This window comes from Streptomyces sp. NPDC104202 (genome assembly GCF_055584185.1).
In genome coordinates this window covers 62856-74090 of the sequence record NZ_JBVJMN010000018.1, presented here as the reverse complement: position 1 = coordinate 74090, position 11235 = coordinate 62856, and the positions used below count along the sequence as shown (strand labels likewise).

The 11235-nt window shown below is 73.8% G+C and carries 9 protein-coding genes; 3 read left to right on the top strand and 6 right to left on the bottom strand.

Annotated elements, in window-relative coordinates; genetic code table 11:
* Positions 1-34 precede the first annotated feature (34 nt).
* Positions 35-367 carry a transposase family protein gene (locus ACZ60W_RS14765; protein WP_469755689.1) on the bottom strand — a complete coding sequence of 111 codons (333 nt, stop codon included), beginning with the start codon at positions 365-367 and terminating at the stop codon, positions 35-37.
* Positions 368-889: 522 nt separating this feature from the next.
* Positions 890-1996: a magnesium and cobalt transport protein CorA gene (locus ACZ60W_RS14760; protein WP_469755688.1), complete on the bottom strand. Its 1107-nt coding sequence runs from the start codon at positions 1994-1996 to the stop codon at positions 890-892.
* A gap of 155 nt (positions 1997-2151) precedes the next feature.
* On the opposite strand from ACZ60W_RS14760, the gene ACZ60W_RS14755 reads away from it, so the two are divergent.
* The gene (locus ACZ60W_RS14755; protein WP_469755687.1) at positions 2152-3291 is read left to right on the top strand and encodes a winged helix DNA-binding domain-containing protein; all 1140 of its coding nucleotides are present in this window, start codon (positions 2152-2154) and stop codon (positions 3289-3291) included.
* A gap of 312 nt (positions 3292-3603) precedes the next feature.
* Here the strand turns inward: ACZ60W_RS14755 and ACZ60W_RS14750 are convergent, their stop codons facing one another.
* Positions 3604-4419 (bottom strand): helix-turn-helix transcriptional regulator, encoded by an 816-nt coding sequence (locus ACZ60W_RS14750; RefSeq protein WP_469755686.1) that lies wholly within the window; start codon positions 4417-4419, stop codon positions 3604-3606.
* A gap of 161 nt (positions 4420-4580) precedes the next feature.
* Between ACZ60W_RS14750 and ACZ60W_RS14745 the strand changes: the two genes are divergently transcribed.
* Positions 4581-6266, top strand: coding sequence for an AMP-binding protein (locus ACZ60W_RS14745; RefSeq protein WP_469755685.1), 1686 nt, complete (start codon positions 4581-4583; stop codon positions 6264-6266).
* Complete coding sequence (locus ACZ60W_RS14740) at positions 6263-7876, top strand: AMP-binding protein (protein WP_469755684.1); 1614 nt, start codon at positions 6263-6265, stop codon at positions 7874-7876. Before ACZ60W_RS14745 ends, ACZ60W_RS14740 begins: the two co-directional genes overlap by 4 nt.
* Positions 7877-7943: 67 nt before the next feature.
* Here the strand turns inward: ACZ60W_RS14740 and ACZ60W_RS14735 are convergent, their stop codons facing one another.
* The 3 genes from ACZ60W_RS14735 to ACZ60W_RS14725 all read right to left on the bottom strand — a co-directional run bounded on the left by ACZ60W_RS14735 (position 7944) and on the right by ACZ60W_RS14725 (position 11102).
* Positions 7944-8459 carry a GNAT family N-acetyltransferase gene (locus ACZ60W_RS14735; protein WP_469755683.1) on the bottom strand — a complete coding sequence of 172 codons (516 nt, stop codon included), beginning with the start codon at positions 8457-8459 and terminating at the stop codon, positions 7944-7946.
* 332 nt (positions 8460-8791) lie between these two features.
* Positions 8792-9577 (bottom strand): TIGR04222 domain-containing membrane protein, encoded by a 786-nt coding sequence (locus tag ACZ60W_RS14730; protein ID WP_469755682.1) that lies wholly within the window; start codon positions 9575-9577, stop codon positions 8792-8794.
* 133 nt (positions 9578-9710) lie between these two features.
* Positions 9711-11102, bottom strand: coding sequence for a hypothetical protein (locus ACZ60W_RS14725; protein WP_469755681.1), 1392 nt, complete (start codon positions 11100-11102; stop codon positions 9711-9713).
* Positions 11103-11235: the final 133 nt, after the last annotated feature.

Below are 11235 nucleotides of genomic sequence, written 5' to 3'. Positions count from 1 at the left end.
AGCTGTTCCAGGAGGCCCTGAGCCTTTTCCAACCTCACGCTGATGCGTGGTGAAGGACGACGACGGCCTTCACGATGCTCGTGGTGCGGTCAGGACAGCAGCAGAGTTTCCGCAGTGGACGCCAGCACTTGAGCGTGGCCATGGCCTGGTCGCCGGCACAGCAGATCGGGGCGTGGGTGGTGTTGTGCCGACGCTGCCATCGCTTAAGCCGACGGACCCGGAACGGGACGCGAACACACCGGCCGGCACCCGGATAGGACTTGTCCGCCCGGCACTTGATGTCGGCATCGGCAAGGGCGTCGACGATGCCGTGCGTCCGGGCGGCGGCGAGGTCGTGGGTGGAGCCGGGCACCGCCGCAGGCCTCACCGTCGAACTGCGGGACCACCCCGACCTCGGCCCTACGGCACCGGCGCGGCACTGACTGCGGGTCACGTCGCTCATCCGTGCTTCACCATGAGGACGCCTGAGGCACTTCTACCCGGCGGGCAGCGGCAGACGGCGCCGGAACCTCTCCCGGTACGCACCAGGTCCTCGGCAACCGCGCCCGAGGGATCCCTTGAGGAACTGACGTGTTGCTCCGCCCTGAAGCCAGTGTCACTGTCCGTGACCGGCCAGGAGGCGGCCGGAGCAACTGGCGAGATGTCGAGCAGGGAAGAAGAGACGGACCGAAGCCGCAGTCGAAGGAGCTGCGTCGCCGGCTGATTCTCCCCGGATTCTCCCCAGCGCTTACAGGAGGGCAAAAGTCCTGGTCAGGGCCGTTCCGGAGGCAGGTGGACGAGATCACCCGCATCACTTCTCCCCAGTGGCTCCCCAGAGCCCGAATTGGGCTGTTCACGCAGAGGAGCAGAAGCAAACCGCGTGTGCTGTGCGTGTAGGGCCGGGCGCCTGCTATAGCCAGTCTCGACGCTTGAAAATAGCGTACAAACTCACGCAGACCACCCCCATCAAGCCGATCGCGAAGGGATATCCGAGGCCCCAACTGAGCTCAGGCATCTGCTCGAAGTTCATGCCGTAAATAGTTCCCACGAGTGTGGGTGCGAAGAGGATGGCCGCCCAGGCCGAGATCTTCTTGATCTCCTCGTTCTGTTCGAAGCCGGCTTCGGCGAGGGCGCGCATCTCGGCGTTCTGCTGTTGGGTGACGAGGGTGGCGTTGACGGTGAGGATGTCGGCGAGGGCCTGGCGGAAGCCGTCGACGCGTTCGCTGGTGTGGGTGACGTGGTCGGCGACGTCGCGGAGGTAGCGCTGGAGTTCCTCGTCGGTGCCGTACTTGGCGAAGCCGGCGATGAGGGCGTGGAGCATGCCGACGAGGGGGCGGGTGGCGCGCTGGAACTCGACCATCTCGCGGGAGAGTTCGTAGATGCGGCGGGAGACGGCGGGGTCGCCGCCGAAGACCTCGGTCTCGATCTCGTCGATGTCATTCTGGACGCCGGCGACCACGGGGGCGTAGCCGTCGACGACGGCGTCGAGGATGGCGTAGAGGACGGCTTCGGGGCCGAGGGCGAGGAGGCCGGGGTTCTCCTCCATGCGGCGGCGGACGGCGGAGAGGTCGGGGGCGGCGCCGTGGCGGACGGTGATGAGGAAGTCGGGGCCGACGAAGACGTGCAGTTCGCCGAAGTCGACCTCCTCCTGGGCGTCGAGGTAGCGGGCGGCGCGCAGGACCACGAAGAGGGTGTCGCCGTACCGTTCGAGCTTGGGGCGCTGGTGTGCCTCCATCGCGTCCTCGACGGCGAGTTCGTGCAGGTCGAACTCGGCGGCGAGGGAGTGGAGTTCCTCGTGGGTGGGGTGCTGGAGACCGATCCAGGCCATGCCCGCGGGGTCCTCGCGCAGGCGGCGGAAGGTGTCCGCGAGGGTGGCGGGCGAGGCGACGCGGCGGCCGTCGCGGTAGAGGCCGACCTGGACCACGCTGGGCGTGTCCGCCGCCGGTCGCGCGGACGCGGTCTCGGGCGGCGGCTCGGGGTGGCGGCGCCAGGCCGCCCGGGGCCGGCGGTCGGACATCGTCGTGCACCTCCTGGGTCACCCGAAGGATATAGCGGACGGATGGGATGTATGCCCCGGAGGGGACCGATGAGGGGCGGGGCGGGCCGGTGAACGGCCCCGGTTTCCCGGGATAGCGGACCGTATCTGTCCTCAAGGGTCGATAGCGTGCCGGTATGGCCTTGAAGACGACCCACCCCGTGCTCGGAACGCGTGCCCTGAACCGCGCCACGCTCGACCGCCAGCTGCTCCTGCGCCGGGCGCCCCTCGGGGCCGAGGAGGCCGTGGCCCGTCTCCTCGGGCTCCAGGCGCAGAACACGAAGCCGCCGTACTACGCGCTCGCCGCCCGGCTGGAGGACTTCCGGCCCGAGGAGCTGTCGTCGCTCATGGAGTCGCGGGCCGTGGCCCGCATCGTCACCCTGCGGTCCACCGTGCACACCCACACGGCGCGGGACGCGGTCGCGCTGCGGGGGCTGGCCCAGACGGGGGCGATCGACCGCGAGCTCGCCATGTTCGTGGGCCGAGGGGGCCTCGACGGGGTCGACCTCGACCGTCTCGCGGCCCGCGGCCGGGCGCTGGTGGAGGAGCGGCCCCGGACGCCGAAGCAGCTGCGCGAGGAGTTCCTGAAGGAGTGGCCGGACGCCGATCCGCTCGCCCTCACCCTCGCGGTCCGCTGCCTGCTGCCCCTGGTGCAGGTCACCCCGCGGGGACTGTGGGGCAAGCCCGGGCAGGTGGCGCTCACCACCACCGACGCCTGGTTCGACGGGGTGCCGGCCGGGGCCGCCGACGTGGACGAGACGGTCCTGCGCTATCTGGGCGCCTTCGGGCCGGCCTCGGTGAAGGACATGCAGACCTGGTCCGGGCTGACCGGGCTCAAGGAGGCGTTCGAGCGGCTGCGGCCCCGGCTCGCCCTCTTCCGGAGCGAACGGGGCACCGAGCTCTTCGACCTGCCCGACGGGTCCCGCCCCGACGAGGACACCCCGGCCCCGCCCCGGTTCCTGCCCGAGTTCGACAACCTGCTGCTGTCGCACGCCGACCGTTCCCGGGTGGTCAGCCCCGACCACCGCGGCCGCACCTGGAAGGGGAACCAGGCCTACCGCGTCTTCCTCCTCGACGGCTTCGTCGCCGGGCGCTGGCACCTGGCGGAGACCAAGGAGCGCGTCACGATGACCATCGAGCCGTTCGAGCCCCTGCCCTCCGGTGCCGACGGCAGGCGGCAGCGGGCGGAGCTGCTCGCCGAGGCCGAGCGGACCCTCGCCGTCCTGGGCACGAAGGGCGTCCCGCACGAGATCGGCTTCGGCACCCCCGAGGCGTGACCGTCGGGGCGTCCCGCCTGGGGTGACCGGCGAGGCGTGACCCCCAAGGCGTGACCCCCAAGGCATGGCCCCCAAGGCATGGCCCCCAAGGCATGGCCCCCAAGGCATGGCCCCCAAGGCATGGCCCCCGGGGGCGTGGCCCCCAAGGCGTGGCCCCCAAGGCATGGCCCCCAAGGCATGGCCCCCAAGGCATGGCCCCCGGGGGCGTGGCCCCCAAGGCATGGCCCCCGGGGGCGTGGCCCCCGGGCGTGATCCCTGGGCGTGATCCCCGAGGCGTTCCCGGGCGTGACCGGCGAGGCCCGTCGGCGCCCCTCAGGGCAGTGCGCCCGCGCGCCGGGCCGCCACCACCGCCTCCATGCGGGTGTGGGCGCCGAGCTTGCGCATCGCCGAGCGGAGATAGCCCTTGACGGTCTCGGGGCGCAGGCCGAGGCGACGGGCGGCGGTGGCGTTGGTGGCGCCGGAGGCCACGGCGGCCAGGACATCGGTCTCGCGGGGCGTGAGGGCGACGCCCGGGGTGGGGACGGCGGCTCCGGAAGCGGTCCGCAGACGGCCGCAGACGGCGAGGAGGCGTTCGCGCAGCGCGGGGTCGTCCACCTGCGGGGCCAGTTCGCGGAGCTCGCCGTAGGCCTGCCGGACCTCCTCCCACGACGGGCCGGGGGAGGGCGGGGCGAGGAGCCGGCGCACCTCGTCGCGGACGGCGAGGGCCTGCTCGACGTCGCGGGCGGCGGCGACGGCCGCGTCGAAGACCCGCTCGCCGATCGGGACGGCGTCGCGCAGCGCGCCGTAGAGCACCCCGCGGACCTGGCGGCGGACGACCACGGGCACGGCGATCACCGACCGCAGCCCCTCCGCGGAGACCGGGCCGTCGTACTCGTGGGTGATGTGCTGGGCGGAGGGGTAGTCCGTCACGGCGCAGGGCCGCGAGAGGGCGAGGCACTTCCCGCCGAGGCCCGAACCGGTGGAGACGGCCAGGCCCTGGAGCGCCGGTGTCACCGCCCCGTTCAGCTCGTCGATCCGCAGGCCCCGTGACGCGTGGAGCAGGCCCCCGAAGGCCACCGGAAGGCCGGTGGCGCGGCGCAGCCGCTGGAGCGCGCCGCGCAGCTCCACCGATTCGACGTGCTCGCGCACCGTGCTCCCCTTCGTCGCCCCGACGCCGCCGGTCGGCGTCCTTGCTCACCGTCCCCGTCCCGGGCGCCGCCGGTCGGCGCGTTCACCCCCGAACGGGGGTAGTGAGACCTGGGTCACTGATTACACGATGTCCGGGACCGGTCCCGCAACGAGGAGGACACATGACGGCAGCGAGCGCGACCAGCGCGACGGAGAGGTTCAGGGAGGCCAGGGACTTCCTGCTCCGGCACCGCGAGGACTACGGGACCGCCTACGAGGGCTTCGCGTGGCCCCGCCCGGACCGTTTCAACTGGGCGCTCGAATGGTTCGACGTCATCGCCGAGGGCAACGACCGGACCGCCCTGCACCTCGTCGAGGAGGACGGCTCGGAGACGAAGGTGTCCTTCGCCGAGATGTCCGCCCGCTCGAACCGGGTCGCGAACTGGCTGCGCGCCCAGGGCGTCCGCGCGGGCGACCGGATCATCGTGATGCTCGGCAACCAGGCCGAACTGTGGGAGACCGTGCTCGCCGCGATGAAGCTGCGGGCCGTCGTCATCCCCGCCACCCCGCTGCTCGGCCCCGCCGACCTGCGCGACCGCGTCGACCGGGGCCGCGCCCGGCACGTGATCGTGCGCGGCGAGGACGCGGCGAAGTTCGACGACGTGCCCGGGGACTACACCCGGATCGCGGTCGGCGGGAACGGGGTGAACTGGCTGGGCTACGAGCACGCCGCCCGCGAGTCCGCCGACTTCGAGCCCGACGGCGTCACCCTCGCCGACGACACCCTCATGCTGTACTTCACCTCCGGCACCACCGCCCGCCCCAAGCTCGTCGAGCACACCCACCTGTCGTACCCGGTGGGGCACCTGTCGACGATGTACTGGATCGGCCTCCAGCCCGGCGACGTGCACCTCAACATCTCCTCGCCGGGCTGGGCCAAGCACGCCTGGTCGAACCTCTTCGCGCCGTGGAACGCGGAGGCGACCGTCTTCATCCACAACTACGCGCGCTTCGACGCGGCCCGGCTGATGGACGAGATGGAGCGGAACGGCGTCACCAGCTTCTGCGCCCCGCCGACGGTCTGGCGGATGCTGATCCAGGCCGACCTCGGGCAGCTGAAGACCCCGCCGCGCGAGGTCGTCGCCGCCGGGGAGCCGCTCAACCCCGAGGTCATCGAGTCGGTGCGGCGCGCCTGGGGCGTCACCATCCGGGACGGCTTCGGCCAGACCGAGACCGCCGTGCAGGTCTCCAACAGCCCCGGCCAGCGGCTCAAGGAGGGCTCGATGGGGCGCCCGAGCCCCGGCTTCCGGGTCACCCTGGTCGACCCGGTGACCGGCCGCCCGGACGTGGAGGAGGGCGAGATCTGTCTCGACCTGTCGGCCCACCCGGTGGGCCTGATGACCGGTTACCACGGCGACCCGGAGCGTACGGCCGAGGCGATGGCGGGCGGCTACTACCGCACCGGCGACATCGGGTCGCGCGACGCGGACGGGTACATCTTCTACGTCGGCCGCTCGGACGACGTCTTCAAGGCCTCCGACTACAAGATCAGCCCCTTCGAGCTGGAGAGCGCCCTCCTGGAGCACGAGGCGGTGGCGGAGGCCGCCGTCGTCCCCGCGCCCGACCCGGTCCGCCTCGCGGTGCCCAAGGCGTACGTGGTGCTCGCCGCCGGCTGGGAGCCGGACGAGGAGACCGCGAAGGCGCTCTTCGCCCACTCGCGCGCGGTCCTCGCCCCGTACAAGCGGGTCCGGCGCATCGAGTTCGCCGAGCTGCCGAAGACCGTCTCCGGCAAGATCCGCCGGGTCGAACTCCGCCGCCTCACCGCCGAGGGCGGCGGCCGGGAGTACGTGGAAGGGGACCTGTCGTGACCGGACCGACGCCGAGCACCACGGCACTCTCCTACGCGCACGGGGTGTCGACCACCCCGCTCCTCGGCGACACCATCGGCGACAACCTCGACCGGGCCGTCGCCGCCTGGCCGGACCGGGAGGCGCTGGTCGACGTGCCCACCGGCCGGCGCTGGACGTACGCGCGGTTCGCCGCCGACGTCGACCGGCTGGCGGACGCCCTGCTCGGCAGCGGGGTGCGGAAGGGCGACCGGGTCGGCGTCTGGGCGGTCAACTGCGCCGAGTGGGTGCTCGTCCAGTACGCCACCGCCCGCATCGGCGCCGTGATGGTCACCATCAACCCGGCCTACCGCGCCCACGAGCTGGCCTACGTCCTCGACCAGGCGGGGATCACCCTGCTCTTCGCCTCGCTCACGCACAAGACGAGCGACTACCGGGCGATGGTCGAGCAGGTGAGGCCCCGGTGCCCGGAGCTGCGCGAGGCGGTCTACTTCGGGGACGCGAGCTGGGACGCTTTCCTCGGCCGTACGGCGGGCGGCCTGCGCCCCGAGCCGCTCTCCTGCGACGAGCCCGTCAACATCCAGTACACGTCGGGGACGACGGGCTTCCCCAAGGGGGCCACCCTCTCCCACCACAACATCCTCAACAACGGTTACTTCGTCGGGGAGATGATCGCCTACAGCGAGCAGGACCGCGTCTGCGTCCCGGTCCCCTTCTACCACTGCTTCGGCATGGTCATGGGCAACCTGGCCATCACCTCGCACGGCGCCTGCATCGTGATCCCGTCCCCCTCCTTCGACCCCGCCGCCACCCTGCGGGCCGTGCAGGAGGAGGGGTGCACCTCGCTGTACGGGGTGCCGACGATGTTCATCGCCGAGCTCAACCTGCCCGACTTCGCGACGTACGACCTCTCCACCCTGCGCACCGGCATCATGGCGGGTTCGCCCTGCCCGGTGGAGGTCATGAAGCGGGTGGTCGCCGAGATGAACATGGCGGAGGTGTCGATCTGCTACGGCATGACCGAGACCTCTCCCGTCTCCACCCAGACCCGCCGCGACGACGACCTGGAGCGCCGTACCGGCACCGTCGGCCGGGTCCTGCCGCACGTCGAGGTGAAGGTCGTCGACCCCGCCACCGGCCTCACCGTGGAGCGCGGCACGGCCGGGGAACTGTGCACCCGCGGCTACGGCGTGATGCTCGGCTACTGGGACGAGCCCGCCAAGACGGCGGAGGCGATCGACGCCGGGCGCTGGATGCACACCGGCGACCTGGCCGTGATGCGGCCCGACGGCTACGTCCGGATCGTCGGCCGCATCAAGGACATGATCATCCGGGGCGGCGAGAACGTGTACCCGCGCGAGATCGAGGAGTTCCTCTACGGGCACCCCAAGATCGCGGACGTCCAGGTCGTCGGCATCCCCGACGAGCGGTACGGCGAGGAGATCCTGGCCTGTGTCGTCGCCCGCGACCCCGCCGACCCCCCGACCCTGGAGGACGTCACGGCCTTCTGCCGCGACCGGCTCGCCCACTACAAGATCCCCCGCAGGGTCGAGGTCCTCGCCGAGTTCCCCATGACCGTCAGCGGCAAGGTCCGCAAGGTGGAGCTGCGCGAGCGGTACGGCGCCCCCTGACCTGCGGCCGGCGGACCGGCGCCGCCCCCGCCCCGTCCCCGGCGGTCCCGGGACGGCTGCGCCGGTGTCAGCGGAGTTCGCGGCGCATGCAGATCCGGGGCCAGGCGGAGAGGCCGTGGGCCGCCTCGGCGCGGCTGATGGCGAGGAGCCCCTCGGTGAGGGCCGGGTCGGAGGAGGCGAGGGGACGGAAGCCGAGCCGCGCGTAGTACGGGGCGTTCCACGGGACCTCGGTGAACGTCGTCAGGGTCAGGGCCGCGAGGCCCTGGCCCCGGGCGGCCGCGGCGAGGTGCTCGATCAGCGCCCGGCCGACGCCCCGGCGGGCGGCGTCCGGGTGCACCGACACCTGCTCGATGTGGGCCGAGCCGTCCACCGTGTCGGTGAGGAGATACGCGACCGGACGGTCGGCCGCGTCCACCGCCACCCACGCCCGGCCCGCGTGGCGGTACGCCTCCAGGACGTCCAGGGGCAGCGGGTCGTCGTCGGCGATCGCCGCCATGCCGAGGGAACGGAACGGCTCGCCCGCCGCCCGTTCGATGTCCTGGAGCAGCGGGAGTTCGGCCTCAGCGGCCGCTCTGATGCGCATAGGACAGTATGGCGCGGGGGCGCCGGACACGGTCCGCCCGTGCCCCGGCCCGGCCCGGCGCACGGCCGGTTCCGGATGCCGCCTGAGCGGCCGCTCCGGGTCGCGGGGCCCTGTCCGACCCGGAGCGGAGTGCCCGGCCTGATCGGCAGGACGCCGCCTAGGGCCTGTCGTCACCATCCCCTCTGCCCCGCGACGCCTGGCACGCGCTCTCGCCGCACCGGGCGAAAGCGCGAGTACGTCCCGTACGAGCACTTCCCCCCGGCACACCGAGAGCACGCACCAGACGCCGCAGGGCCGCCCTTCGGGCAACGAGGGGATGGTGACGACAGGCCCTAGGTGCTCCCCGCCGCCGACTCCCGGTCCGGGCGGTCGAGCAGGCCGCCCTCGCGGGAGAAGCGGGGCAGGAAGAGGGCGAGGGCGGGGTCGCCGTACAGGGCCACGTACAGCTGGACGAGCCGTCCGTCGGTGACCTCGCGCCGGTGGGCCGGGAGCGGGTAGCGGGCGCGGAGGTCGTCGAGCAGCCGGCCCGCGGCCCGGGTCGCGGGTGGCATCCGCAGGAGCGCCACCGCCGCGAGGACCGTCGGCACGCCGACCGCGAGCGCCAGGGCGACGTTCGCGGAGGAGGGCCCGGGGGTCCCGGGGCCGAGGAGCCCGGTCGCCGCCCCCGCCACCACGGTCAGCGGGACGCAGCAGAGCAGGGCCCGGGCCGCCCAGAGCCGCGCCGCCGGCCTCAGCAGCCCGGCACCGCGCAGCTCGCCGCGGAGCGCGTCCACGGCGCGCCGCGCCTCGGGGCGCAGGGCGAGGGCCCGCAGGGCGAAGGCCCGGTGGAGCGCCCCGTGCACCCCGAGCTGGACGGGATCGCTGGTGCGGCCCGGTCCGCCGTTGGCCCGAATCGTATGTTTGCGGCCGGCGGCGACCGCGCCGCGCTGGTGCAGCGCCACGAGCGCCACGGTCACCGCCGCCCGCCGCCCGCCCCGCAGCAGCGCGAGGGCCTGCGGCGGCGGCACCTCGTCCCCCGCCGCCGCTCCGCTTTCCCGGCTGCGGGTTCGCAACAGAGCCGCCGCCAGGAGGAGTTCCGCCCAGGCCGCTCCGATGAACCACCACATCCCCGTCGCCATGACACCCACCCCCGAGGGTGTTGTGCCCGGCAGAACATGATCGTCACGCGTGAATGGCCGGTTTCGGATGCCGAGGTCTTGTGGGCACGCCAGGAGGACGGTGCGCCCGGACGGGCACCGGCCCTCCCTTCGGTCAGGCTCCGCCCGCCGACAGCTCGTCGGCGGCGAGGTTCACCGGCTGCGGGGTGCCGGTGAGGTCGAGCACGAAGAGCGGCAGACCGATCTCGGCGGCGCGGGAACGGGCCTCCGGGGTGTAGCCGGCGAGCGAGAAGAAGACGCTCACCGCCGAGGCGCTCAGCCCGTTGAGCCAGAGGCACTCGACCGCCCGCAGGCTCGTCTGCCGGGTGCTCGGGTCGACCTGGGCGACGAGCCCGGGCGCGCGGAGGTCCACCCCGGAGGCCGGCCGCTCCTCGGGCTGCACGACGTCCCGGAAGCCGAGCCAGCGCAGGTACCCGGCGGCCGCGGCCACGGCGTCGCGCGCGGTCCGGATCGTCACGGGCCGGAAGGCGCCGCGCACCGGGACGGGGCGCGGGGCCGTCGGCGGGGGCGGGATGTGCGCGGGGTACCGCTCGGCGAACGACCGCTGCGACGCGCCGATGCGGGGCGGCAGGCCCGCGCTCTGCGCCGCGGCGCCCGGGGCGCGCTCCGCCTCCGGCCGGTCCGCGGCCGGGCCGTCCGGCCGGGGCGCGTCGGCGTCGGGCCCGCCCGCCCGCGTACCGGGTCCGCCGGCGGGCCCGCTGCCGAACCAGTCCGACCCCGGCTCGACCGGCCGCGGCCGTGCCCTTCCGGACGGGGCCGCGCGTCCGGCGCTCCCGCCCGGACCGGCGTCGGCTCCCTCCGGGGCGGCGCCGTCGGGAGCCTCCGGGCCGCCCGACGGGCCGCGCCCGTCGTGTGCCGGTTCCGGCCAGGACTCCACGTGCTCGGAGACGGGCCCGGTGGTGGGTCCCGAGGCGGACCCGGAGGCCGGTCCGGCGGTCGTGGACCCCTGGGGGCGGCTCCGCTCCCCGGGCATCGCCGCACCGCGGTGCCGGCCGGTCCCCGGAGCGGTGCCGCCCTGCTCGGGGCGGGCCGGAGGCGGCGGGACGGACGGGGGCTCGGCCCCGGTCGCCGCCGGTACGGATCCGGCCGGTGCCGTCCCCGGTGCCGTCTCCGCCGCCGGCGGTGCGGACGGGATCCCGGGGTCCGGTGCGGCACCCGGGGCCGGCGGTGCGGAGTCCGGGACCTCCGGAGCGTTCGGACCGTCCGGAGGGGAAGCCGCTCCGGCCAGGGGCTGGACCGGGACGCGGAGGACGGTGCCGCAGGGGCAGCCGAGTTCGGGATGGGGCCAGTCGTCCTCGCGGCCGCAGGCACGGCAGCGGACGGTGACCCATTCGTCGGTCCAGTTCCGGTGGGTGATGGGCTCCGCCGTCGCGCCCGCCGCCACCGCCGGGGCGACGGGGCTGCCGCAGGCACAGGGGAAGACGGGCGCCGCGTACGCCTGCGTACGCAGGCACTCCGGGCAGCGCACCGGTACGGAATCGCCCACAACCAACCCCCTGTCGTTCGGTCCCATCGTCCACCCATCGCCCCCCTCGGGGGAGGTCTTCGGCCACTTCGGTGATTCCGCCGGGCGGACGTCCCTTGACGGCTCTCCGTGACCCCACCTACATTGCTTCCGT